This window comes from Microbacterium nanhaiense (genome assembly GCF_014646015.1).
Lineage (GTDB): Bacteria > Actinomycetota > Actinomycetes > Actinomycetales > Microbacteriaceae > Microbacterium > Microbacterium nanhaiense.
This window is the reverse complement of record NZ_BMMQ01000014.1, coordinates 1-23,816: the sequence shown is the minus strand read 5'-3', so window position 1 is coordinate 23,816 and position 23,816 is coordinate 1. Positions and strand designations below refer to the sequence as shown.

Genomic DNA, 23,816 nt, shown 5'->3' with positions numbered 1-23,816 from the left:
CGCGCAGGCCCGACCCGAGGGAGATCCGATGCCTGAGGGCGATACCGCTCACCGCGCCGCCCGTCGCCTCCACGAGGTCCTCGCCGGGCGGGTGCTCACGCGCTTCGAGCTGCGCGTGCCCCGGGAGGCGACCGCCGATCTCGCGGGCGAGACCGTGCGCGAGGCCCGCGCCGTCGGCAAGCACATCCTGCACCGCATCGGCGAACTCACGCTGCACACGCACCTCAAGATGGAGGGCGAGTGGCATGTGTACGAGCCCGGTCAGAAGTGGCGCCGCCCGGGCTTCCAGGCTCGCGCGATCCTGTCGACCGCGGCGCACCAGACCGTCGGCTTCGACCTCGGAATCGTCGAGCTCGTGCGCGACGAACGCGACGCGATCGGTCATCTGGGGCCGGATCCGCTGGGCGCGTGGGATCCCGACGAGGCGGTGCGCCGCCTCTCGCGCGACCCGCGCCCCGCGCACGTCGCCCTCCTCGACCAGACGAGCGTCGCGGGCTTCGGCAACATCTACGCGAACGAGCTGCTGTTCCTGCGGGGCATGGATCCGCGGGACCCGTTGCGCGAGATCCGCGAGATCGTGGACCTCGGCGCCCGCGCGCTGCGCAGCAATGTGGGCCGCCCCGTGCGCACCTTCACGGGCGTCCGCGGCCAGGACACCTGGGTGTACGGGCGTGCGGGGCTGCCCTGCCGCAGGTGCGGCACGATCATCCGAGAGACCGCCCTCGGCGCCGAGCCGGGCCGCGAACGCCGGGTCTTCTGGTGCCCGACGTGTCAGCCGCCCGCGTCGTGAGCCGCGCGCCTCACTCGGCGTTCCACAGCGCGCGGTAGAAGGCGATCCTGGCCGGATCCGGATCGATCCCGTACCCGCGATACACCTCGTCCTCGAAGCCCGGCCCGTAGTTCCAGGTCACGCTCATCGCGAGCACCGCGAGATCGGCCCAGAGCTCGCCGACCCCGAGATCGCCGAGGTCGACGTGGGCGCTCGCGCGGCCGTCGGATCCGAGGAGCGTGTTGGGCGCGCAGGCGTCGCCGTGGCAGACGACGAGTCGCGAGATCCCCGGATCCGCCGCCGCCAGGCGCTCGCGAGCCTCCGGATCCGCGACCCGCGCGAGCCGCTCGCCGGTCGACCAGGTCCAGGGGCATTCCGCCACGGGGAGCGCGTCGTGGAAGGCGCGCAGACCCGCCCCGAGGGCGCGGGCCGAATCGGCCGGGCGGCTCCGCCACGGCTCGAGCACCGCCGAGACGCCCGGCACGGTCTCGGTGACGAGCAGCTGCTCGTCACCCTCGCGGGCGAAGGAGACGACCCGCGGCGCCTGCACGTAGGATCCGGCCCATTCGAGCCGCGCCGCCTCCTCGGCGAGGTCGACGGCCGATCCGCGCTGCCACTTCGCGTGCCGCCCGGGAAGGGCGAAGGTCAGCCCGCCCACCCCGTTGAGCCAGACGGCGCGGGCGTGCTCGCCGCCGGGCAGGCCGGCGACGATCGGCGGAACATCGGCGTGATCGGGCACCCCGGCGAGGTCACTGGGCGCGGTGTCGGGATCCATCCCGCCACGCTACCCGCCGCGGGCCGACGCGCGGCGGATCCTGACGGCGGAGAAAAGCCCGAACTGCGGATCACTCCGCGCGATCGCTCCGCGGCTGCGGTGCATCTCCGCGCGAACGGCCCGCCAAGCCCATGATCTGCATCGTGCGGGATCCGTCGGCCTTCGGGTGCTCGCCGATGCGCCGCCAGCCCTCGCTGAGGTAGAGCCGTACGGCGGGATCCGTGTCGTCGTCCCAGGTGCTGAGCAGCGCCGGGCCGTCGATGCCGTCCAACAGCGCGCGGAGGAGCGCGCGCCCGTGCCCGGATCCGCGGTGCTCGGGCAGCAGCGCCAGCTCGACGACCTCGAAGGCGGGCTGCCAGCGGTCGGCCGCCTCGTCTCCGATCGCCGCGCGCACGCTGTCGCTGTAGTACTGTCCGGGCGCGCCCACGTAGCCCCACGAGAAGCCCACGATGTCGTCGCCCTCGAGGGCCGCCGCGAAGCGGAACCGGTCGCGCGCCGCGTGGCGCAGCAGCATGCCGTCGAGCCATAGGTCGTACGACGGCTGGTCGCCGAACACCTCGTCGTACACGCGCCAGATCTCCGGCGCCCGCGTGCGCACCTCGTCGTCGGTGAGATACCTGATCCTCATCGCGTCCCCTCTTTGGCCGTCATATCACCCGTGTCCCACTTGGTGCGGGAATAGCGCGGCTATTCCCGCACCAAGTGGGACACGCCTAGTGCGTTGGGGTGCTCATGGCGCTCGGCGACGAGCGCGGCGGCCAGATCCTCGGACGCGTCGCCCCATCGCGAGACCGTGATCTCGCCCAGCCCCTGCCACTCCGCGGCGCGGCGCAGTTCCTCGGCGACGCGCGACGGATCGGCTCCGCCGTGCTCCCACCACGCCGACTGCACCCGCAGGATCCCCGCCGCGCGGTCGGCCTTCAGGTCGATGCGGCCGGCGATACGGTCGTCGACGAGGAGCGGCAGCGAGTAGTAGCCGTACTGCCGCTTCGGCCCGGGCACGTAGATCTCGATGCGGTACGAGAAGTCGAACACGCGCTCGGCGCGCTCGCGGAACCACACGACCGGATCGAACGGCGTGAGCAGCGTCGTCTGCGAGATCGACCGGGGCACGCGGGCGTCGCGGTGGATCCACGCCGGCCGGTTCCAGCCCTCGACGGCGACGGGCGCAAGCTCCCCCGCGTCCTCAAGATCGGCCACCGCGGCACGCACGGCGCGCTGATCGCGGATCCGGTAATAGTCGTCGAGGTCGGCGATCGTCACCACCCCGTGCGCGCGCGCCGCGCGCCGCACGAGCTCGCGGATCGCGTCGTCGCGCCCCACGTCGAACAGCACCTCCGACGGAAGCACCTGCGCGGCGAGGCCGTAGACGCGCTCGAAGCCGTCGCGCCCGGCGATCGCCACTTCTCCCGTGCCCCACAGGTACTCGAGGGCGCGCTTGACGTGATCCCAGTCCCACCACGGGCCGCCCCGCGCCTGCCGCTCGACCGAGAGGATCTCGCTCGGCTTCAGGGGTCCGCGGTCGGCGAGTTCGGCCGTGACCCGCTCGATCGTGTCGGCGTTCGCCGCGGCCCATCCGCCCCAACGCCCCGACCGGGCGCGCACCGCCTCACGCCGGAACGCCCAGAGCGGCCAGTCGGCCACGGGCATGAACGCCGCCTCGTGAGCGAGGTACTCCACGTGCGTCGGGCGGCGCCGACGGAAGACGATGCGGTCGAGATCGGCGCGCTCGTAGGATCCGAGGCGCGAGAACAGCGGCATGTAGTGCGAGCGCGCGAAGACGTTCACCGAGTCGATCTGCAGCACGCCCATGCGCGCGATCGCCGCGTGCAGGGATCGGGCTCCGGCGGATCCGGTGCGCGGGCCGCCGAGTCCCTGCGCGGCGAGCGCGGCGCGGCGCGCCTCCGCCGCCGAGATCGAGGCCCTGACCATGCAGCGACACTATCGGATGCACACCCCACCACACGACACCGCCCGCGCGCAAGGCCCCTCTCAGCGGAAGCATAGAAGCGTCATAGTGAGTGCTAGATCCGATGGATGAGGATGGCCTCACAGCGTCCGGGAATAACGCTTCCACAAGCGGCGTTGACCCGATTGTCCGCCTCGAGAATTGGAAGGACACCGTGGGTAAGAACTACGTAGACATCGAAGACGACAACGGCGACGTGCTGCGTTACCGCAAGCACGCGAACGGCCGAGGGCTTGTCGCACACGGAGCGAAGGTCGCCGCCTCCGCCCGCATCGAGGCAGGCGCCTATGTCGAACCGAACGCGCGCGTTCTCGACGGCGCGACGATTTCGGCAGGCGCCTGGATCGAACCGGGGGCCGTGATCGGCGCCGGCGCCTTCATCGACGCGAATGCGCACATCGGCCCCGAGGCCGCGGTGGGCGCAAAGGCGAAGATCGGCGTGCGCAGCTTCATCGGCCGCGGCGCCCAGATCGCCGGCGGCTCGCTCATCGGCGACGACGAGAAGATCCTCGACGGTGAGCGCATCGCCACCGACCGACGCGGCTTCCATCTCGCCGCATAATCTCCCCCACAAAGGCCGCCCCGAGGGGCGGCCTTTGTGTACATAACGACTGCGTACATAACGACGCAGATTTTTGCCCTAAAGGCCCAAGAACGGCCATTTCGGGGCCTGAACCCGAAAATCTGCGTCATTGTGTACGCGGCAGCGGCGCGGCGGCGGCAACGGCAGCGGCGGCAGCGGCGGGCAGCCAGCCCGGGGTCAGCCCAGCTGCTCGGCCAGCCAGTCGAGCTGCTTGCGGCGCTGCAGGGGGCCGCCGCCCTCGTGGCCGCTGTAGGCGTAGTGCTCGATGTGCTTGTCATCGTGCGCCCACGCGTTGAAGGCGCCGAAGACGGTCGAGGGCGGACAGATCGCGTCCATCAGGGCGACGGAGAACAGCGCCGGCACGGTGGCCCTCGACGCGAGGTTCACGCCGTCGAAGTAGCTCAGCGTGCGGAAGGTCTCGTCGATCTGCTCGCGGTAGGCCGCGAGGTAGCGCACGATCTCGGCGTAGGGGTCGCGGTCGGTGACGCTCGTCGCGCGCGGGAAGTCGCACAGGAACGGCACATCGACCATCGCACCCGCGATGTCGGTGCCCAGCGCGGCCGCCGCGATCGCGATGCCGCCACCCTGGCTGATACCGGTGACGAACACGGGCAGCTCGGGCGCCAGCTCGTGGGCGACGTCCACGGCCCGCGCCGCGTCGGTGAACACGCGGCGGTAGAAGTAGTCCTCGGGCGAGGAGATGCCGCGCGTCATGCTTCCCGGCGTCGAGGGGCCGGAGGCGTGCGGGTCGCCCGTGGCTCCCTGCATCCCGAGGTTCGCGCCCTGTCCGCGGGTGTCGACGCGCAGGTGCGCATAGCCCGCGGCGACCCACTCCGAGATCTGGTGCGACAGGCCGCGCCCGCCGGAGTAGCCGAGGTACTCGACGACGACGGCGCGCGGTTCGACGTGCGCCGGCAGGTGGTACCAGGCCCGCACCGGATCCCCCGCGAAGCCCGAGAACGTCACGTCGTGCGTCGTCACGAGCGCGAGGCCGTTGTCGACCTCGGGGGCGTAGGTCTCGCCGCGCGCGGAGCGGCTACCCTCGAGCGTGCTGGACCAGAATTCGTCGAAATCGTCCGGCGCGACGACGTCCGAGCGTCGTTCGCGGAGTTTCTCGAGCGGAAGATCGAAATGCGCCATTGAGTTCCCTTCGTTGGTGCGAGCATACCGGGGCCTCATCGCGCGCCCGTAACCTTAGGACATGGCGCAGAACAGAGCCCCGCGCGGCGGCCGGGTGCGGAAGAGCCCCGCGAAGCCGGCCCCGCAGAAGCGCACGCCGAAGAAGCAGTCCGCGCCGCGGCCGGATCCGCTGCCGCCGCTGCGGCTGGGCGTCGTCCCGGGGGCGACCCCCGGGAAATGGATCCGGCACTGGCGGCAGCAGCGCCCCCACCAGGCTCTGGAACTCGTCGAGATCACCGTCGCGGATCAGGAATCCGCGCTGCGGGAGGGGCTCGTCGACATCGCGATCTGCCGTCGACCGATCGGCGGCGACGAGCTGCACGTCATCGCCCTCTACGACGAGGTGCCCGTCGTGGTGATGAGTGCGGAATCCGAACTGACGGTCGCGGAGGAGCTCGCGCCGGAGGATCTCGCGGGCGAGGTGCTGCTGACGCCCACGGACGACGTGCTCGGACCGCTCGATCTGCCGACGACGGCCCCGAAGTTCCCGCCGATGTCGACGGAGGACACGATCGCGACCGTCGCGACGGGCGTCGGCATCACGGTCGCGCCGATGTCGCTCGCGCGCCTGCACCACCGCAAGGACGTCGAGTACCGGCCCCTGCAGGGCGCCCCCGAGTCGCCGGTCGTTCTCGCGTGGCTGCGCGAGCGCGACGCCGACGACGTGCAGGCCTTCGTGGGGATCACGCGCGGGCGCACCGCCCGCTCGTCGCGCGGGGCCGGCGCCTAGTCCTCCCCCGGGCCGTCCTCGCCGCCGGGAGGATAGCTCGACACCTCGGGCCGCGCCGTGAGGAAGCCGATGCTTGCGAGCAGGCCGCCCCAGACGACGACCGCGGCGACGATCAGGAAGACGATCGCGATAGCGCTCACAGCAGCGCCCCCTTCGTGACTCGAAGCTGTTCCTTCGACGGCCATTCGTCGAAGCGGTCCGGGTCGTTGCGCCAGGTGACGAGAGGCAGGATGATCGCGCCGAGCAGCGCGAGGACGATGCTGCCCCAGCCCGCGACCCCGAGGTACCAGGTGGCGTACCCCTCATAGCCGCCCGTGATGAGGTCGCGCACCTTCTCGACGACCATGTAGAACAGCACGATCGGTGCGACCACACCCGTGAAGAGCACCCAGAGCGTGCCAACCTTGAACGTCGACACGGCGCTCAGGTGCCGCGCGAGCTCCCCGCCGCGGCGCTTGATCCAGATCACGACGATCGTCGTGATGATCGCCGAGGCGACGATGCCGATGTTGTTCGTCCATTGGTCGATCGTGTCGAGCGCGATGAGGCCGGAGGTCGTGCCGAGCAGAACGATCGACAGCGCGGCGATCACGCCGATGGCGGCGACGGACTGGCCGCGCGTGAGGCCGAACTTGTCGCGGATCGCGGCGATCACGACCTCGATGATCGAGATGAGCGAAGTGAGGCCCGCAAGCGTGAGCGCGCCGAAGAAGAGCGCGCCCATGAGGCCGCCGCCCGGCATCTCGCTGACGATCGCCGGGAAGGTCACGAAGGCGAGGATCGGCCCCGTGAGGCCCTCGACGTCGTCGACGCCGATGCCCTGCTGGTGCGCGAGGAAGCCGATCGCCGAGAACACGCCGATGCCCGCGAGGATCTCGAACGAGGAGTTACCGAAGGCGACGACGAGCCCCGCGCCGGTCATGTTCGACCGGCGCCTGCGGTAGGAGGCGTAGGTGATCATGATGCCGAACGCCACCGAGAGCGAGAAGAAGATCTGGCTGTAGGCCGCGATCCACACGCCCGGATCGGCGAGCGCGGCGAAGTCGGGCGTGAAGAAGGCGTCGAGGCCGTCGAGGGCGCCCGGCAGGAACAGGGAGCGCACGACGAGGGCGAGGAAGCCGATGACGAGCAGCGGGATGATGATGACGTTCGCGCGCTGCACTCCCTTCACAACGCCCGCCCCGAGGATGACGAGGGTGACGACCCACATCAGCACGAGCGGGATCAGCACGGCGGGCACGAAGTCGAGGGTGAACGGCCGCTCGGCGCCGTCGGAGACCTGCAGGTACTCCCCGGTGAAGAACCCGAGCGTGTCGTCGCCCCATTTTTCCCCGAAGGAGAACACGAAGTAGCTGCCCGCCCAGGCGAGCACGCCCGTGTAGTAGAGCGCGATGAGGGCGCAGATGACGACCTGGAACCAGCCGATGCCCTCGCCGAGCCTGCCGCCCAGCCGGCGCAGGGCGAGCGGCGCGGATCCGCGGAAGCGGTGCCCGATCGCGTAATCGAGGAAGAGGATCGGGATGCCCGCCGTCAGGAGCGCGACGAGATAGGGAATGAGGAATGCCCCTCCCCCGGATTCGTACGCGACCCCGGGGAATCTCCAGATGTTGCCGAGTCCGACGGCGGATCCCACCGCCGCCATGATGAATCCGAACTGTCCCGACCACTGCTCGCGTTCCGGAACGGCCTCGCTTCTCGCCGTGCGCGCCATATCGCTCCTGTGTCGTGAGGCCGACGCCGAGCTCGTCTCAGCGCCGAGGTGCCCTCAGACTAGTCACAGCTCCGGCTTTTGGGAATGTAATTCGATCTGCTCGTCGAGATAATCGGCGAGCGGCATGAGGAAGCCGGCGGGCGACCAGCGGATCAGGATCCGGCCACCCTCGCGCCGGAGCGGCGGCTCGTCGGCGCTCGCGATCGGCACCCAGTCGTAGTGGAAGATCTCGCCCTCCGCGAAGCCGCCCCGGAACGCCATCGCCCGGATCTCCGCCCGCTCGCGCTGCGACTGCGCCGTGTATCCCCGCCGCACCTCCTCCGCGGCGCGCAGCACGGATCCGGTGCGCCAGAGCGCGTCGTCCCCGATCAGCAACACGCCGAGGTGCCACGCCTCGGCGACGGGCACGATCGCCGCTCGCGCCCCGAGCGCGCGGCGGATTCGGCCCGGCTCGCGCACGGATCCGAGCCGCTCTCGGGCGGATCCGGAGAGCCGCTTGCGGGCGGACGACAGCAGATCCTCGAGCTCGTTCACGCGATCCACTCTACGAAGCATCGCAAAGATGCTAGATTTGAGTCATTCAAATCTAGACCTGCCCCATCCAGGAAAGGCGATCATGACCGAGAGCACCGGCACCTGCCCGTTCGGCCACGGATCCAGCGACGAGACTCCCCACGAGAGCCCCACCGTCGCCGGCGACTACAGCCACGACAGCGCCCGCGACGCGCGCCGCGCACACCCCACCCAGGGCAGCGCGAACCGCGAGTGGTGGCCTAACCAGCTGAACCTCATGATCCTCGCGAAGAACACGAGCGTGATCAACCCGCTCGACGACGACTTCTCCTACCGCGAGGCCTTCAGCAAGCTCGACCTCGACGCCGTCAAGGCCGACCTGCGTGACGCCATCACCACCTCGCAGGAGTGGTGGCCCGCCGACTTCGGCCACTACGGCCCCCTCATGGTGCGCATGGCCTGGCACTCGGCCGGCACCTACCGCTCGCACGACGGCCGCGGCGGCGCCGGCGCCGGCATGCAGCGTTTCGCCCCGCTGAACTCGTGGCCCGACAACGTGCTGCTCGACCGCGCCCGCCGCCTGCTGTGGCCCGTCAAGCAGAAGTACGGCCAGTCGATCTCGTGGGCCGACCTGATGATCCTCGCCGGCAACGTGGCGATGGAGGACATGGGCTTCGCAACCTTCGGCTTCGGCGGCGGTCGCGAAGACGTGTGGGAGGCCGACGACGACGTGTACTGGGGCCCCGAGAAGGCCTGGCTCGACGTCGACCGCTACCAGGGCGACCGCGTGCTCGACGCGCCCTTCGCGGCAACGCAGATGGGTCTCATCTACGTCAACCCCGAGGGCCCGGAGGGCAACCCGGATCCGCTGGCCGCGGCGAAGGACATCCGCGAGACCTTCGCACGCATGGGCATGAACGACGAGGAGACGGTCGCGCTCATCGCGGGCGGTCACACCTTCGGCAAGACCCACGGCGCGCACCGCGACGACAAGCAGGGCCCGGATCCCGAGGCCGCCCCGCTCGAGCAGCAGGGCATGGGCTGGAAGCAGGGCTACGGCGACGGCCGCGGCGGCAACGACACCGTCGGTTCGGGCCTCGAGGTCACGTGGACCTACCACCCGGCCCGCTGGGACAACGAGTTCTTCCACATCCTCTACGCGTACGAGTGGGAGCTGTTCGAGTCGCCCGCCGGCGCGAAGCAGTGGCGCCCGAAGGACGGCGCCGGGGCGGACATGGTTCCGATGGCCCAGGGCGACGGCAAGCGCGAGCCACGCATGCTCACGACCGACCTCGCGCTGCGCGTCGACCCCGCCTACGGCGAGATCTCGAACCGCTTCCGCCTCGACCAGGCCGCGTTCGCCGATGCCTTCGCCCGCGCCTGGTTCAAGCTGACCCACCGCGACATGGGTCCGAAGTCGCGCTACCTCGGCCCCGAGGTTCCCGCCGAGGACCTGCCGTGGCAGGACCCGCTGCCCGAGCAGACGGCGGCGACCGACGAGGCCTCGATCCTCGCGGCGAAGAAGCTCATCGCCGAGTCGGGCCTCACGGTGCAGCAGCTCGTGTCGACCGCGTGGAAGGCGGCGGCCACGTTCCGTTCCTCGGACAAGCGCGGCGGCGCGAACGGCGGCCGCATCCGCCTCGAGCCGCAGGTCAGCTGGAAGGTGAACCAGCCCGAGCAGCTGAAGCCCGTCATCGCCGAGCTCGAGAAGGTCGCCGTCGAGTCGGGCCTGTCGTTCGCCGACGTCGTCGTGCTCGCCGGTGGCGTGGGCATCGAGCAGGCCGCGGCCGCCGCGGGCACCCCGATCGAGGTGCCGTTCACGCCCGGTCGCGTCGACGCGACGCAGGACCAGACGGACGTCGAGCAGTTCAAGTGGCTCGAGCCGATCGCCGATGGCTTCCGCAACTACGACAGCCGGTCGTTCGACCTGCCGAGCGAGCACCTGCTCCTCGACCGCGCGAACCACCTGGGCGTCTCCGCGCCGCAGATGACCGCGCTGGTTGGCGGCCTGCGCGTGCTCGGCAACAACTGGGACGGCTCCGAGCTGGGCGTCTTCACCGACCGCCCCGGTCAGCTCACGAACGACTTCTTCGTGAACCTGCTGGTCAACGGCACCGAGTGGACGCCGTCCGAGGACGAGCAGACCTTCACCTCGAACACCGGCCAGCGCGCCAGCCGCGTCGACCTCGTGTTCGGCTCGAACAGCGAGCTCCGCGCGATCTCCGAGGTCTACGCCTCGGCCGACGCCGGGCAGAAGTTCGTACGCGACTTCGTGAGCGCGTGGGTCACGGTCATGGAGAATGACCGGTTCGATTTGCTGTAGGTCACAAAAGGCGTGTACTGCCTGCCCGTCCGGCAGGCAGTACACGCCTTTTGTTTGCTAGGCGCGGATGAGGCTTACGTCGTGTAGTCGGCGTTGATACGAATGTAGCCCTCGGTGAGGTCACAACCGTAAGCGGTAAACGCACCGGCATCGATCCCCAGATCGACCTCGATCACGACCTCGTTAGATCGCAGGTACTCTTCCAGTCGCGCGCGCGATGTCACGTCCGGCAGGGTCGGATAGGTCTCGAGGCCGCCGAATCCGATGCGCACGTTCTCCTCGTCAATGTCGGTTTCGTCCTGGCACTTGCCGATGGCCATAGCGACGCGGCCCCAGTTCGGGTCGGCGCCGTGCACGGCCGTCTTCACCAGCGGCGAGTTGACGATTGCCTTGGCCACCAGCTTTGCCTGGGCATCGTCGCGCGCACCCGTCACCTGCACCGCGATGACCTTGCTCGCGCCTTCCCCGTCGCCAGCAATCATCTTGACGAGCTCAGTACACACCTCAGAGAGCGCGGTTTCGAACGCATCAACGTCAACGGGGCCCGCAACACCCGAGGCAAAGATCGCGGCAGTGTCTGACGTTGATGTATCCGTGTCGATCGAGAGCGCGTTATAAGTGCGGTCCACCACTCGACGGAAGATCTTGTCGAGAGTCGCCTCTTCGATCTCGGCATCGGTGGTGATAAACGAGAGCATGGTCGCCATGTTGGGCTCGATCATTCCGACGCCCTTGGCGATGCCGACGATGTTTGCCGCTCCGACCGTGCGCGTGACGACTTTGGAATGGGTGTCGGTTGTCATGATCGCCGTCGCGACCGCGTCCAGGTCGGCCGGGCCGACGGGAGGCAGCGCGGCAACCCCCGCACGCATGACGTCGACAGGGTATGGCACACCGATCACACCCGTCGAGGCGACGAGCACAGTCTGGGGCTCGACCCCGAGTACATCCGCCGCCCACTGCTGCAGCTCACGTGCGTCTGCGAGACCCTGCTCACCCGTGGCAACGTTCGCGTTGCCGGAAACGATGACGGCTCCGCGCAGGTGCGACAGATCTGACTCTCGCGATAGCCGCACGCTCGGGCCGGCAAAACGAGAACGTGTGAATACCGCCGCAGAGGTCACGCCCGGGACTGTCGCGCCTAATAGCGCGAAATCGTGTGCTCCTTCCTTGACGCCGATCGAACCCGCTATCGAGACGAACCCGTCCACCGTCTGCGTCATACTCCTGCCTTCTCTCTCTTCGGCTCATGCTCTTGCGAACCCGTGTGAAGCTTTCCGCCCGCTTGCAGGTGCACGTAACGGGCCGCGATGCGTGCAAGGCGGGATGCTTCGTGCCCGATGAGAAGCACCGCCGCACCCGCATCAGCAGCGTCCCGTAGCGCGGCGAGCACGGTCATCGCTGATTCATCGTCCAACATGCTTGTGACCTCATCGGCAATGATCACGGGGGTGCTCAGCGCCAATGCACGCGCCACCAGGGCACGCTGCAACTGTCCGCCAGACACTTCCTTGGCCGTGCGACTCAGTAGCTGAGCACCAAGTCCAAACCGCGCGGCAAGCTCGTCTGCGTCGACCTCGTGACCGGCCAGTCGCGCCGGAAGCTCGATCACACGCCGGAGGGTGAGCCGGGGATCGACGGCCTGGTGCGGGTGCTGGGAAAGCCACGCCGTTCGACGCCGCTCGTCAGGGCTAGCTTTAATGCCCCATGCCGTCACGGGCCGACCGGAAATCTCGAGCATGCCGCTTGTGGGCGCCTCCAGCTGGGCGAGTATCCGGGCGAGAGTGCTCTTTCCCGCTCCGGACGGCCCCGTAAGCGCGACGACCTCTCCCGCGCGCAGCTCAAGGTCAACGCCGTCGAGAATCACTGCACCACCGCGGCGGACACCGACACCACGAGCTTGCACGAGCATCTGTCCGGTACTCGCATGGGCGCGCGCAGGCTTGCTCACGTGTACGGTTTCCGTCGGAGCCGCGACTATTCGGCCGTCGCGCATGTGGGTGACCCTGGCTGCAATTCTGGATACCAGCGCCGTGTCATGGCTTGCCACGAGTACGGCGTGCCCGCTAGCGGCGTAGCCCGCGAGGAGCGCCCCAATGATCCCGGCGGATTCCGCGTCGAGCCCGGTCGTTGGTTCGTCGGCTAAGAGAATCGGCGGGTGGTTCGCTATGGCGGCGATAAGGCCCAGGCGCGTCAACTGCCCGCCCGAGAGCTCGTGCGGATACCGGTCGAGCCACTCCGGCTCGATACCCGCCGCGTGACCGAGGTCGGCAAGGGCCTCGCGTCGAGACTCCACGAGGTGCGGGTGCCCCGGACCATGGGGGGAGGTGCGTCGGATCGAGATCGCTTCTCGAAGCTGAACGCGGATCGGCCGCACCGGGCTAAACGCGCCGCCGGCCGCCTGAACGGCAACACCGATGACGCGCCCCGCGACAGTCCGGCGAAGTGCTCGAGCCGACAAGCTCAACAAATCGACCTTCTCACTCTCCACGTGCAGCGTCACCGACCCGGATACACGAGAACCAGACGGCACGAGCCCCGCGAGCGCGTGGAGGAGGGTCGTCTTTCCCGCCCCGCTAGGTCCCACAATGGCGTGGACCTCGCCCGGGCTCACTGTTACGTCGACATTGTCGAGGAGCGTGGACCCGCGGCTCACGATGCTCAGCCCCAGCACGTCGAGGCCGGCGTCGGGATGCAGATTTTCAGACATGACGATGGCGTCCTTTCGTGCCCAGCAGTTCAGCGACGATGAGTGTCACGAGGCCCAACAGGCCGATCGGAACGACCAACGTCCACCACGCACCCGACACCAGCGCCTGTTGCCCCAGCTCGATCAAGGTCCCCAGCGACGGCTCATGGGGCGCCAGACCCAGACCCAAGAACGTCAGAGTCGATTCGTGCCATACCGCGTGCGGCACCAAGAGAACGAACGCAATCGCGAGCTGCGAAAACAACTGGGGCCCCGCATGAAATCGCAGGATCTGCCAGCGTGTGAGGCCCAACGACACCGCCGCGCGGTTCTGATCCGTGCCGAGGAAGGCCAGCAGCTCTGCCCGCACGAGCCTGGTGGTCTGCATCCAGTGTGTGAGCGCGACCACGATCGCGACGACAAGAAAAGAGCCGCGCAAGAATGCTGCCAAGACGATGCCCAGCAACAGGTGTGGCACAGCGTTGAGCGCGTCCACGACACGCATCCCGATTCGGTCGAACCTGCCACCGATAAACGCAAACGATGCACCGACGAGCGTGCCAAGTGCCAGCGCACCGAAGGCCCCGGCGAGCGCTAGCAGCAAGGTAATACGCAAGCCGTGGGCCGCCCGCAGGAACAGATCGCGTCCTGCGAGATCCGTTCCGAAGAGATGCTCGAGGCTCGGCGGCACGGCGCCCGTCACGTAATCGACGTGCGAAAGATCAACGGGCAGGATCACCGGCACGAAGAAGGCATAGCAGGCCAGCACGACAGCGAGCGCCACAACGCGGATCCACCGGAACGACGGGTGCGCTGTGGACACAGCCCTTCGCGCTTTCGTCCGCTCGTTCACGGCTTGCTGCGACACAACTTCAGAGGTCATCTGCACTCACTCTCGGGTCGATTCGGGCAAGAAGCAGATCGGCTAGTGCGCCGCCGATGATAGCGACAGCCGCGAGCAGCGCCGAGATCACGCTTATTACGTACACGTCCTGGCTCAGCGCGGCATCAATCAGTTCTCGCCCAATACCCGGGATCGCAAAAATCTCTTCAACAAGAACGGCACCGGCGATCACCTCCGGCAGACGGGCGCCCGCGATCGCGAGCACCGGAATCAGAGCTTCCGGGAGCACAAGCCCCATCAGGATCCGCCGCTCGGGAACACCACGAAACCGGGCCGCCTGCGCGTGACGCGACTGCGTGCCTTCGCGCAACCCCGTGTGCAGATGCAAGGTCATCCATGGCAACTGGGCGAGCGCGATCGCAGTCACGGGCATGATCAGGTGCCGAACAAGCTGATCCGCCGTGCGCGGCGCGCCCAGATCGACCAGTCCGCCCGCAGGCAGCCAATTCAGCCCGACTGCAAAGACGGCCACGAGACCGAGCGAGATCACAAAAGAAGGAAAGGCGGACAATGCCAGTAGCGCGCGAACGATCAGCCGAGACGCCGCCTGTGCCAGAAGCGACTTAGCTGGCAGGGCTGCTGCCAGTGCCAGAGCGAGGCTCAGCACACCACCGACGATGAACCCCAGCATCATCAGCAACAGCGTCCACCCAAGGCGGGAGCCGACAACCTCGACAACCGTCTGCCGGTGCTGAGCCGACCAGCCGAGGTCGCCCGTCATCGCGTGGCCGAGCCACCGAACCCACGCGATCACGGGGTTGCCGATCGAGGTGGTCTCCTGCGCGTCGGCACGCGCCTGCCCAGCGACAAACTCTTCGTTGCCGCCGAGTAATGAGCTGACGGCGCCTGAGGGCGCAATCGCCGCGAGAACAAACACGGCGAACGTGACGGCGAAACACACCGGGATACCCCAGAGCGCACGTCGCCCGACTAGGCGGAGCAACGGCGCGCGAACGGCGCGCGCCGGCGGCTCAACCGCGACCGCCATCAACGAGTCCACTCTTCGACATTCCACCACGGGCCCCACGAAACTCCGTGCTCGTGCGGTTCCACCACGCTCGCGGTGCCATTCCACTGCTCCATGTCACGAGCGATGTAGGTGTGTTCCAGCGAGAACAGCGAGACCATTGCCGGATCCTCCACCTGCTGCCGTTGCAGCTCGCGGTAGAGCGTGGCACGCGCCTCCGAATCGGTGCTGGTGCGCGCCTGTGTCAACAACGCGTCAACGTCGGCGTTGGCGTACCCAGACGGGTTCGAGTAAGGATCGTTCGCGTCGTACTCGGCGAAATCACTACTCAGCATTCGGTAGACCTGCGTGTCCGCATCATACGGCCGGTCGCCGCCGCCCAGAACAAACGCGTTCTCCGCCATCGTTGCGATCGCCGTGGGCCGGTCGACCGCCTTCAACTTCACCTGAATTCCGAGCTGAGACATCGACGACGCAAAGGCCTGGGCGATATCGCGGCGCAGGCTGTCTTCCGCGAAGTACATCAGGGTGAAGGCGAATGGTGTGTTGTCCTTCGCGCGTATCCCGTCCGCCCCGAGTACCCATCCGGCCTCGTCGAGCATCTCGGCCGCGCGTTCGGCGTCGAACGCGAACTGAACTTCGGCGTCATACGCCTCGCCTTGCGCCGAGGTGATTGGCGACGAAATCGCCTGACCATGCCCGTCGAGCAAACCCTCGACGAGTTCGTCGCGGTTCACTGCGAGATTTAGCGCAATACGCACCTGCGGATCCTCGAAGAACGGCAATCCCTGGGGCAACGAGATAGCGCGGAAGTCACCTGAGGGATTGACGACGATATCGAGGCCCGCCGTGCCGCCGAGCGCCTCGGCCGCGCGAGGTGACAGCTGGGCTCCGTCGATGTCTCCGGCGCTCAGCCGTTGAACGCGCGCGTTCTCGTCGGGCACAAACGCGATATCGATACGGTCTACCTCGATGGCTCCGCCCCACCAGTCAGATTTGGCCGCGAGAGTCATGGACTCGCCGTCGCGCCATTCGACCAATTCGTAGGGCCCCGTTCCGTCTGGTGTACGAGCAAGCGACGACGTCTCAATGGCGCCGCCGAGGGCCTCCGCGGCGGGAATTCCGAGAGTAAGCAGCGAGGGGAAAGCCGCATACGGCTGGTTGAGGTCGAAAACCACTGTCTGCGGATCTTCCGCCCTCACCTCGGAGATCAGCTCATAGTCGGCGGCGAGCCACGACTTCACCTCGGGATCTCGCACCGCGTCGTAGAGCGCTACAACGTCGTCGGCATCGAAATCTGAGCCATCAGAGAATGTGACACCGTCGACGAGCGGAACCGTCCATGTCGTGAGGTCGTCGTTCGCGGTCGGCATCGATGCAGCGAGCCCCGGCTCGAGCACGCCATCGACGCCGATCTCGACGAGACCGTCGTAGAACTTAGACGTGATCCCGAACGGCCAGTCCAACGGGTGCAGCGAGCTATACTCGGTCGTCTCGGCAAGGCGCAGGCCAGCATCTGCGCCCTGTGCCGAGGGCGCAGTACCGCGGGTGCATCCGCTCAGGGTGAGGAGCGACACGATCGCAAGCGTGGTCGTGGTAATCAATCGAGACGACAAAGGGGCTCCGCTCTTCGAAGGCATGGACTCAGGAGATTCGGATTCGCGGATCGGCGATGCTCTGCAGCGTGTCGGCCACCGTGTTGGCAATGATGTATAGCGCCCCCAAGATGAGGGTCACACCGGCAATCGCTGGAAAGTCGGACACAGGCAGTGATGCTCCCAAGTACGACCCCAGCCCGCCCCAGCTGAAGACGCCCTCGATCAAGAGGACTCCTCCAAACATAAAGCCCAGCTGAAGCCCGCCCATCGACAGCGTGGCGTTCAGCGAGTTCCGGAAGACATGTCCACGGAGGATTGCGCCTTCGCTCAGCCCCTTCGACTGCGCGGTGCGCACGAAATCAGAACGTGTCGTCTCTTGCAGGCTCGCCCTAAGCACTCGGCCGATAGCAAGCGCCGGGCCGACGGCAAGAGCGGATGCAGGCAAAATGATGTGCATCACCGCATCCCCCACCGCGGGAAAGTTGACCGCAAGGAGCGAATCGAGGATCGACATGCCCGTGGGCCCGTCGGTCACCCCACCTCGTCCTGATGCGGGAAGCCACTGCAGGAGGCGATAAAAGATCACCAGGCTCGCAATGCCCAGCATGAATGTGGGAGCCGTCGACGCCACAAACAGCAGGCCGCGGAAGAAGCCGGCGCCGCGCCACTTGAGCAGGCTGGAGATAGCAAACAGCGCGCCCAACACGAGCGCAACGGCGAACGCGACGAGCACAAGCTCGAGGGTGGCGGGGAACGTCGTCGAGATGTCCGCGGAGACCTCTCGGCCCGTGCGGTACGAGGTACCGAAGTCTCCGGTGAGAATCCCGCCGAGATACGCAAACAACCTCACGAACAGCGGACGGTCGAGGCCGAGCCGCGATCGTTCCGCCTCGATCGCCTCCTGAGAAGCGTTACCGCCGATGTTGCTGGCAACAGGATCGCGACCAGACACCTCCTGCAGGAAAAAGAGCGTGCACGCGAGCACAAAGAGTAAGCCGATCAGAGCGGCGAGACGGAGGCCCAGAAATCGAAGTCCGGTCATGGTTATCGCCTTCCTGCGATTCGGTTGCGCAGGGCATCGCCCGCCAGGTTTGACACCAAGCCGAGGCCCATCACGACCAGGCCCGGAATGAGGGGAATCCACCACGCATCGAGAAGCTCAACGAGGCTTCGCGAGGTATCCGCACCGAGTTCCGGTGCGGGAGCCGGCTGCCCCAGTCCGAGGAACGACAGTGCAGCGAGCGTCATCACCACGTTGCCGATGTCGAGAGATGCCGTCACGATGGCGGTCGGGATGACGCCCGGCAGAACGTGTCGCCAGACGATTCCGAATCCGTTGACACCGGCCATGCGTGCTGCCTCAATGTGCGGCCGCGAGACAATCGCCTTCGTCTCGCTACGGATGATTCGTGCGTAGTACGGCCACCATACGATTAAGACCGCGATCACGGTGTTGGTCAGGCCGGGACCGAGTGCGGCCGCGACGGCCACGGCAACGATCATCGACGGCAGCGCCAAGAAGACCTCGGTGATACGCATCAGAACCGTGTCGATCCAGCCGCCGCAGACTGCCGCAATAACTCCCACGATCGCGCCGATGATGAGCCCGAGAACGGTCACGAGGATCGACAGCTTCCACGAGGTCTGCATGCCAATAAGCACTCGAGACAGCGTGTCGCGGCCGATGCTGTCCGTGCCGAGCAGATGCCCGTCACTCAAGGGCGGGAGTCGCGGAACGCCCACCGGTTGAACCGGATCATAGGGCGCGAGGGTTGGAGCTGCGATCGCGAGAATCGTGACGGCAACGAGCGCGATGATCAGGACCCAGTCTGTTGCAACGGCGAGCGTACCTTTGCGTAGCCAGCCTCGTTTGTTCACAGGGCGCCGTGCGGGTCGCCGGGCCTTCTCGAGGGGAGCGGCGGTAACTTCAGCGGCGAGTGTGTCAGTCATGGCGTCTTCCTCAGGCACTCTGCAGAAGGGCTTCTGCAGGTTCGGAGCTGGTCAGGCGTGGAACCGCGCGGACCAGTTCCCGCGTGTACTCCTCGCTGGGGTTGAAGATGATTTCGTCGGCGGGCCCCTGCTCCACGATGCGCCCGCGCTGCATGACGATGATGGTGTCGGCGATCATTCGAGCGACGGCGAGGTCGTGAGTCACGAACAGGATCGAGATACCGAGCTCGAGGCGCAACCTGTTGATCAGGTTGAGAACACCGGCCGCAACAGACACGTCCAAGGCGCTTGTCGGCTCGTCGCACAACAGCAGGCGCGGAGGAACGATCGTCGCTCGAGCCAGGCTCACTCGTTGACGCTGGCCACCGCTGAGCTCGCTGGGCCTCGCGTCCAGGACGGGCAGCGGAAGACCGACACGCTGCATGATCGCACGGGCTCGTCCCTCCTTGATAGCGGTCTGCTCGTTAAAACGGAACCGCTCGTGGAGGTGCTGTCGGACAGTGAGCCAGGGCGTGAGGGAAGAACCGGGGTCTTGGAAGACCATCTGCACGTCTTTGCCGGTCGGCGCGGTCAGGTCCCCGCTAAATCGGTTTTCGAGCCGCCCCGCGATGCGGAGCAGAGTCGACTTACCGGAACCGGATTCGCCGACAATCGCGATGGAGTCGCCCTGGCGGACGGAGAGGTCGACGCCGTCGAGCGCGGCCAACGAGAGCTTTCGGCCGCGGTCGTCGCGCACGGGGAACACACACTTCACATCGCGGGCCTTCACAAGAAACTGCTTTTCGCTCGGTGCGACGGCGTTGATCGTGAGCTTTGGCGCGAGATCAGTCGTGTCGATAGAAGGCTGCGTGAGGATCGCCGCATCCACCGGATCCACGATGCTGATCGGCATCGTCGGCAGGGGCACGTTGCGGTCAGTCGAGAACGTGATCCGAGACTGCAATAGGCCCTGGGTGTACTCGTGCACCGGGTTGAAGAGCACCTGGTCTGTTGTGCCCTGTTCCACGATCTCACCGTGATGCATAACGATGATTCGATCCGCGATTTGCGCGGCTACGCCGAGATCATGGGTGACGAAGAGCATGGCGCATCCGAAGTTGTCCCTCGTCTCGAGGAGCAGCCGCAGGACCTGTGCCTGAACGGTCACGTCGAGAGCCGTCGTGGGTTCGTCGGCAATCAGCAATTGCGGATCGCCCGCGAGGGCCATCGCAATCATGATACGTTGCCGCAGGCCGCCAGACAGCTCGTGCGGATAGGCGCGAAATCTGCGCTCGGGCTCGGGGATCCCGACTGCTCCCATCAGACGGAGTGCCTCTTCCCGGGTGCCGGCCTTCTCGACAATCTGTCGGCCGACATGCATCGTCGGATTGAGGGATGTCATCGGGTCTTGGAAGACCACACCGAGTCGTTCTTTCCGTACCGCCCGTAGCTCGCTGTCGCTCACCGTCGTCATGTCGACGCCCGTGACGTTCAGCTGACCCGTGACAACTGGACGTGCCGAGGCGGGGAGAAGGCCAAGCATTGACATGCTCATGACCGACTTACCCGATCCGGATTCACCGACGACGGCAACGATCTCACCCCGGCCGATATCGAGATCGATGCCGTGCAAGATCTCAGTTCTCGTTCCGTTGCGTTCCAAGCTGACATGCACGTCGCGTAGCGAGGCGACTACTTCACCGGGGTCGGCGCCCAGAGGGAGTTTCATAGGATCTCCAAACGAGGTGGAATGGTCAAGAAACAGGAGACAAACTGGGGTCTTCATCGCTGTTGCGGTTTTGGCTTCGCCGTTCGGCGTCGCGCTGCAACATCGTGGACAGGTGGCGAGAACGCGCAGGAGCCGTGAGCCCGAGCAGGATGCACACGATTACGGTCAGGCCGGCTGCCGACAGCCACAGCACCTGGCTTCCCGCGTGATCCAGGACAAAGCCGCCGAGGATCGGACCGACCGCGAGCGCGAGCGAATGCGTGAGCCCGTACACGCCCTGGTAACGTCCGCGACGTTCCGGATCGGCGAGATCGGCCACCAGCGACTGAGCCTGGGGGTGCGACCCCATCTCGCCAAGTGTCCAGATGCCGACCGCGAGCAGATACATCGGCAGGGCTGCGGCAAACGCATGCATCCCGAATCCGATGCCCGTCACGGCGATCGCAACGATGATGACGGCATTACGCGAGAACCTGTTGAACAGACGAGCGGTCGGCAGCTGCAGGATGCACAGCAGTGCGCCGTTGAACGCGAGCAGGATCCCGAAACTGCTGGAGGGCAACCCCTGTGCGGTGATCACCAAGGGGAGGGTACTCGTGGACTGCACGTACACGATCGAGTACAGGAACATGATGACGATGAACGGTATGAACACTCGGTCGGCGAAGACGCCGAGCAATCCCGCCCGCCCTGGCGGCTTGGCCGTGGCCGCCACGGCCCGCTCCGCACGCGCTGTGACGGCATGCGTTTCCGGCACAAAGAAGATGACGAGCACGCACGAGACCAAGACGACCGCGGCCTGTGCCCAAAACAGAATTGAGAACGAGTACTCCGCCATAAAACCGGCGGCGAGCGGGCCCACGGCGAATCCGAGATTGACGGCCCAGTAGTTGTAGTTGAAGGCGGTCCTTCTGTGCCGCGGTTCGACGCAATCGCCCACCATGGTGCTGATAACCGGGCCGCCCGTGCCGTTGAACAGACCGTATACCGCGAGGGCCACGGCGATGAAGAGCTGGTCGTTGATCAGGGGAATGACCACTAGCGCGACAACGCTCAGTAGCTCGCTTCCCACCAGCACCCGTTTGCGGCCGATCATGTCGGCGAGCGTGCCACCCACCAGCGTGCTGATGACAACGCCGATGCCGTACGCGCCGACGACGAGACCCGCTTGCGTCGCCGACATCCCCACGTGCGCGGTGAGAAAGATTGTCATGTAGGGCACAACGAACCGCCCGACCCACACAACTAGCTGCGCGGACCACAGCCACCAGAAGGCGGCGGGAAGATCGCGCGGTGTCGTGCGCGCGATCTGCTCGGTGCTGCTCGCCATGGTTCTCCTTTTATGAGGGGTGGCCGGCAAGGCCGACCACCCCGGAACATCACTTGTCGATCGATAGGAAGGCGAAGTCGAGCGTCAAAGGCTCTGCGATCGAGTGCGCCTCTTCGACTCCGGCGATCCAGGTCTGGGCCACGACGAAATCGCTTCCGCGGGCGAACACCGGCGCGCACATCGCCTTCTGTTGCGCTTGCGCGGCGGCAAGATACTTCTCGGCCTCGCCGGTCTTCAGCGCTTCCGCGAGCAATTCACTCGTTTCCGGATCCGAACACTGCAGGTGGTTCAGCCCGCCGTCCGCATCCCAGAACACGTGTCCGTGCATGTAGGGGCTATTGGAGTCGGGCCAGGTATTCGTCGCAATATACATGTCGGGCGACGATGCAGGGTCTTCATAGAAGGTGCTGAAGACCTCGGAAGACTGATGCTCCGTCACGGTTGCGGGCAGGCCCGCCGCCTGCAACTGCGCGGCGATGATGTTCGCCATCTGCGTCCCGTCCTCCGACCCCGCGCCGGTACCGATCTGGATGCTCGTCCCGGATGGCAGCGTCTGGATCCACGATGCAAGACCGTCGGGATCAAACTCGAGTTCACGCTGATCGAGGTCGACTGGCAGCGAACCCGTGGGGTAGTAACCCTCCGACACGACCGAGCTAACCGGCGTGACCTGTGCCACGAGCGATGCCCAGTCGATGCCGTTGAACAGTGCGACGCGCGCTTCCGGCGTTGCCAGAAGCTCACGGTTTGGATTGAAGTACGACACTCCCACCTGGAAAGAGGGCAACGCGTATCCAGCGACGGCGTCGGAGTCGAGGTACTTTTGCTTCGACGACGTTGGCGGGTTGAAGAGGATGTCGAGGTCGCCGCTCTCGAGCTCGAGCTGCATCGCGCTCATCGCGGAATAGACATCGAGATCAATCGTCGTGAAGGCAGGGTCGAGATCCTGCCAGTAGTCGTCGAAATAGCTCAGCTCGTACCCCTCCCCCACGACTGCCGAGGAGAGAACGTATGGGCCCGTGCCTGCGTCGGCGGTCGCGAGATAACTCTTCGCGAAGTCGTCGCCGGCCTGCTCCTTCAGGATCGTCGGGCTCATCATGCGCGGACCATATGGCGATGCAAGGTAGTCGAGGAACGCGGAGTTGGGTTCGTTCAGCACGACAGTGACTGTGTGATCGTCAACGATGCGAACTTCTGAGACACCAGAGACCATGTATGCGGGGCCGGCATTGACGTTCGACCGACGTTCAAACGATGCTCCAACGGCTGTTGCGTCGAACTTGGTGCCGTCGTGGAAGGTGACGCCCTCCCTCAGCGCAAAGGTCCACTCCGTGAAGTCGTCGTTTGATTCCCACGACTCGGCCAAGAGCGGTGCGATGACCGCTTCCGTCTCGTTACCCGGCTCGTACTGAACCAGCCCTTCGTACACATTCGTTGTGATCGCGAGCCCGTTACCGGAGTAGTAGATGTCGGGGTCGGGCACCTGGCCGATGTCGTTAAGAACACCGATCTTCAGCACGCCGTCTTCCTGTGGGGCGGCGACCGTGTCAGTCGCATCAGTCGCCGAGGGGCTCGCGCATCCGGAGATCAACAGCGCGGCACTGGTGGTGAGGACCGTGGCTCTCGCGGCCCGTGTGCGAAATTGTGGGTGGCGGTGCATGAGTGGGGCTCCTCGTCTGGTGGGAGGGAACGTCATTTACTACGGAAAGTTTTGTTGCGTCGGTTGCCATCGCTGTCAAAGCCGAGAGCGTGCGGGTGGATAAAGTTCGGCTCGGTAACGCCAGATCGGTTCATGGCAATACCCGTGAGTGCTTCGCGGATGGCGCGGTTGGCGAGCAGCGCCGTGATCTCGCCGCGGTCGTCGTAGGGCGGCGAGACCTCCACGACGTCCATGCCTACGATGCCCACCTCTGCCGAGAGGCGACGCACTGCCGTCAGCACGTCAATCGACGTCAGGCCACCCGGTTCCGGAGTGCCAGTACCGGGGGCGAAGGCGGGGTCTGCCACGTCGATATCGAGTGAGATGTAGAGGTGATCTGCCGTGTCAAGCGCCTCGTCGACGGCGCGCTCGAGAACCTTGGCGAAGCCATCGTGGTTGATCTCAGCCATGAAGTGGGA

Annotated in this window: 22 protein-coding genes; 4 read left to right on the top strand and 18 right to left on the bottom strand. The window is 66.5% G+C overall.

Annotation, left to right across the window (positions count from 1 at the left end):
* Window positions 1-28: 28 nt before the first annotated feature.
* Window positions 29-790, top strand: coding sequence for a DNA-formamidopyrimidine glycosylase family protein (locus IEX05_RS14855; protein ID WP_188703213.1), 762 nt, complete (start codon window positions 29-31; stop codon window positions 788-790).
* A gap of 10 nt (window positions 791-800) precedes the next feature.
* On the opposite strand, the gene IEX05_RS14850 is transcribed toward IEX05_RS14855, so the two are convergent.
* The 3 genes from IEX05_RS14850 to IEX05_RS14840 all read right to left on the bottom strand — a co-directional run bounded on the left by IEX05_RS14850 (window position 801) and on the right by IEX05_RS14840 (window position 3,476).
* A complete protein-coding gene (locus tag IEX05_RS14850; RefSeq protein WP_188703211.1) occupies window positions 801-1,544 on the bottom strand; it encodes a phosphotransferase in 744 nt (247 codons plus the stop codon).
* A gap of 70 nt (window positions 1,545-1,614) precedes the next feature.
* Window positions 1,615-2,172 (bottom strand): GNAT family N-acetyltransferase, encoded by a 558-nt coding sequence (locus IEX05_RS14845; RefSeq protein WP_188703209.1) that lies wholly within the window; start codon window positions 2,170-2,172, stop codon window positions 1,615-1,617.
* Window positions 2,173-2,231: 59 nt separating this feature from the next.
* On the bottom strand, window positions 2,232-3,476 hold the full coding sequence (locus IEX05_RS14840; protein WP_188703207.1) for a winged helix-turn-helix domain-containing protein: 1,245 nt from the start codon (window positions 3,474-3,476) through the stop codon (window positions 2,232-2,234).
* Between the two features lie 191 nt (window positions 3,477-3,667).
* On the opposite strand from IEX05_RS14840, the gene IEX05_RS14835 reads away from it, so the two are divergent.
* The gene (locus IEX05_RS14835) at window positions 3,668-4,075 is read left to right on the top strand and encodes a transferase (protein ID WP_188703205.1); all 408 of its coding nucleotides are present in this window, start codon (window positions 3,668-3,670) and stop codon (window positions 4,073-4,075) included.
* Window positions 4,076-4,273: 198 nt separating this feature from the next.
* On the opposite strand, the gene IEX05_RS14830 is transcribed toward IEX05_RS14835, so the two are convergent.
* Entirely contained in the window at window positions 4,274-5,236 is a 963-nt protein-coding gene (locus IEX05_RS14830) for an acetylxylan esterase (RefSeq protein WP_188703203.1), read from the bottom strand.
* Between the two features lie 61 nt (window positions 5,237-5,297).
* Between IEX05_RS14830 and IEX05_RS14825 the strand changes: the two genes are divergently transcribed.
* A complete protein-coding gene (locus IEX05_RS14825) occupies window positions 5,298-6,005 on the top strand; it encodes a LysR family substrate-binding domain-containing protein (protein WP_188703201.1) in 708 nt (235 codons plus the stop codon).
* On the opposite strand, the gene IEX05_RS14820 is transcribed toward IEX05_RS14825, so the two are convergent.
* From IEX05_RS14820 to IEX05_RS14810, 3 genes are all read right to left on the bottom strand, one after another.
* Window positions 6,002-6,145: a MetS family NSS transporter small subunit gene (locus tag IEX05_RS14820; protein WP_188703199.1), complete on the bottom strand. Its 144-nt coding sequence runs from the start codon at window positions 6,143-6,145 to the stop codon at window positions 6,002-6,004. The two genes, IEX05_RS14825 and IEX05_RS14820, sit on opposite strands and share 4 nt — an antisense overlap.
* On the bottom strand, window positions 6,142-7,716 hold the full coding sequence (locus IEX05_RS14815) for a sodium-dependent transporter (RefSeq protein WP_188703197.1): 1,575 nt from the start codon (window positions 7,714-7,716) through the stop codon (window positions 6,142-6,144). Before IEX05_RS14815 ends, IEX05_RS14820 begins: the two co-directional genes overlap by 4 nt.
* A 63-nt stretch (window positions 7,717-7,779) precedes the next feature.
* Window positions 7,780-8,250: a glutaminase gene (locus tag IEX05_RS14810; protein ID WP_229661367.1), complete on the bottom strand. Its 471-nt coding sequence runs from the start codon at window positions 8,248-8,250 to the stop codon at window positions 7,780-7,782.
* Window positions 8,251-8,332: 82 nt separating this feature from the next.
* Here IEX05_RS14810 and katG point away from each other — a divergent pair, with 82 nt between their 5' ends.
* Window positions 8,333-10,552 (top strand): catalase/peroxidase HPI, encoded by a 2,220-nt coding sequence (katG, locus tag IEX05_RS14805; protein ID WP_188703194.1) that lies wholly within the window; start codon window positions 8,333-8,335, stop codon window positions 10,550-10,552.
* Window positions 10,553-10,626: 74 nt separating this feature from the next.
* Here the strand turns inward: katG and argJ are convergent, their stop codons facing one another.
* From argJ to IEX05_RS14750, 11 genes are all read right to left on the bottom strand, one after another.
* Window positions 10,627-11,775, bottom strand: a complete 1,149-nt coding sequence (gene argJ, locus IEX05_RS14800; protein WP_188703192.1) for a bifunctional glutamate N-acetyltransferase/amino-acid acetyltransferase ArgJ — start codon at window positions 11,773-11,775, stop codon at window positions 10,627-10,629.
* Window positions 11,772-13,262: an ABC transporter ATP-binding protein gene (locus tag IEX05_RS14795; protein WP_188703190.1), complete on the bottom strand. Its 1,491-nt coding sequence runs from the start codon at window positions 13,260-13,262 to the stop codon at window positions 11,772-11,774. Before IEX05_RS14795 ends, argJ begins: the two co-directional genes overlap by 4 nt.
* Window positions 13,255-14,124: an ABC transporter permease gene (locus IEX05_RS14790; protein ID WP_188703189.1), complete on the bottom strand. Its 870-nt coding sequence runs from the start codon at window positions 14,122-14,124 to the stop codon at window positions 13,255-13,257. The genes IEX05_RS14795 and IEX05_RS14790 overlap by 8 nt, the downstream gene beginning before the upstream one ends.
* Window positions 14,114-15,145 carry an ABC transporter permease gene (locus IEX05_RS14785; protein ID WP_229661366.1) on the bottom strand — a complete coding sequence of 344 codons (1,032 nt, stop codon included), beginning with the start codon at window positions 15,143-15,145 and terminating at the stop codon, window positions 14,114-14,116. The genes IEX05_RS14790 and IEX05_RS14785 overlap by 11 nt, the downstream gene beginning before the upstream one ends.
* On the bottom strand, window positions 15,133-16,689 hold the full coding sequence (locus IEX05_RS14780) for an ABC transporter substrate-binding protein (protein WP_229661365.1): 1,557 nt from the start codon (window positions 16,687-16,689) through the stop codon (window positions 15,133-15,135). The genes IEX05_RS14785 and IEX05_RS14780 overlap by 13 nt, the downstream gene beginning before the upstream one ends.
* Window positions 16,690-16,756: 67 nt before the next feature.
* The gene (locus IEX05_RS14775; RefSeq protein WP_188703186.1) at window positions 16,757-17,752 is read right to left on the bottom strand and encodes an ABC transporter permease; all 996 of its coding nucleotides are present in this window, start codon (window positions 17,750-17,752) and stop codon (window positions 16,757-16,759) included.
* 2 nt (window positions 17,753-17,754) lie between these two features.
* Window positions 17,755-18,660 carry an ABC transporter permease gene (locus IEX05_RS14770; protein WP_188703220.1) on the bottom strand — a complete coding sequence of 302 codons (906 nt, stop codon included), beginning with the start codon at window positions 18,658-18,660 and terminating at the stop codon, window positions 17,755-17,757.
* Window positions 18,661-18,670: 10 nt separating this feature from the next.
* The gene (locus IEX05_RS14765) at window positions 18,671-20,368 is read right to left on the bottom strand and encodes an ATP-binding cassette domain-containing protein (protein WP_188703185.1); all 1,698 of its coding nucleotides are present in this window, start codon (window positions 20,366-20,368) and stop codon (window positions 18,671-18,673) included.
* 25 nt (window positions 20,369-20,393) lie between these two features.
* Window positions 20,394-21,698, bottom strand: a complete 1,305-nt coding sequence (locus IEX05_RS14760) for an MDR family MFS transporter (RefSeq protein WP_188703184.1) — start codon at window positions 21,696-21,698, stop codon at window positions 20,394-20,396.
* 49 nt (window positions 21,699-21,747) lie between these two features.
* Window positions 21,748-23,358, bottom strand: coding sequence for an ABC transporter substrate-binding protein (locus IEX05_RS14755; protein WP_188703182.1), 1,611 nt, complete (start codon window positions 23,356-23,358; stop codon window positions 21,748-21,750).
* Window positions 23,359-23,390: 32 nt separating this feature from the next.
* Window positions 23,391-23,816, bottom strand: a 426-nt coding sequence (locus IEX05_RS14750) for an arginase family protein (RefSeq protein WP_188703181.1), incomplete at its 5' end; no start/stop codon positions are given.

Bases quoted from the DNA above. Each gene is read 5' to 3' on its own strand.
- IEX05_RS14760 (WP_188703184.1), bottom strand. From the start codon at position 21,698: ATGGCGAGCAGCACCGAGCAGATCGCGCGCACGACACCGCGCGATCTT.
- IEX05_RS14845 (WP_188703209.1), bottom strand. From the start codon at position 2,172: ATGAGGATCAGGTATCTCACCGACGACGAGGTGCGCACGCGGGCGCCG.
- IEX05_RS14795 (WP_188703190.1), bottom strand. From the start codon at position 13,262: ATGTCTGAAAATCTGCATCCCGACGCCGGCCTCGACGTGCTGGGGCTG.
- argJ (WP_188703192.1), bottom strand. From the start codon at position 11,775: ATGACGCAGACGGTGGACGGGTTCGTCTCGATAGCGGGTTCGATCGGC.
- IEX05_RS14840 (WP_188703207.1), bottom strand. From the start codon at position 3,476: ATGGTCAGGGCCTCGATCTCGGCGGCGGAGGCGCGCCGCGCCGCGCTC.
- IEX05_RS14855 (WP_188703213.1), top strand. From the start codon at position 29: ATGCCTGAGGGCGATACCGCTCACCGCGCCGCCCGTCGCCTCCACGAG.
- IEX05_RS14755 (WP_188703182.1), bottom strand. From the start codon at position 23,358: ATGCACCGCCACCCACAATTTCGCACACGGGCCGCGAGAGCCACGGTC.
- IEX05_RS14790 (WP_188703189.1), bottom strand. From the start codon at position 14,124: ATGACCTCTGAAGTTGTGTCGCAGCAAGCCGTGAACGAGCGGACGAAA.
- IEX05_RS14765 (WP_188703185.1), bottom strand. From the start codon at position 20,368: ATGAAACTCCCTCTGGGCGCCGACCCCGGTGAAGTAGTCGCCTCGCTA.
- katG (WP_188703194.1), top strand. From the start codon at position 8,333: ATGACCGAGAGCACCGGCACCTGCCCGTTCGGCCACGGATCCAGCGAC.
- IEX05_RS14775 (WP_188703186.1), bottom strand. From the start codon at position 17,752: ATGACCGGACTTCGATTTCTGGGCCTCCGTCTCGCCGCTCTGATCGGC.
- IEX05_RS14830 (WP_188703203.1), bottom strand. From the start codon at position 5,236: ATGGCGCATTTCGATCTTCCGCTCGAGAAACTCCGCGAACGACGCTCG.
- IEX05_RS14815 (WP_188703197.1), bottom strand. From the start codon at position 7,716: ATGGCGCGCACGGCGAGAAGCGAGGCCGTTCCGGAACGCGAGCAGTGG.
- IEX05_RS14850 (WP_188703211.1), bottom strand. From the start codon at position 1,544: ATGGATCCCGACACCGCGCCCAGTGACCTCGCCGGGGTGCCCGATCAC.
- IEX05_RS14825 (WP_188703201.1), top strand. From the start codon at position 5,298: ATGGCGCAGAACAGAGCCCCGCGCGGCGGCCGGGTGCGGAAGAGCCCC.
- IEX05_RS14770 (WP_188703220.1), bottom strand. From the start codon at position 18,660: ATGACTGACACACTCGCCGCTGAAGTTACCGCCGCTCCCCTCGAGAAG.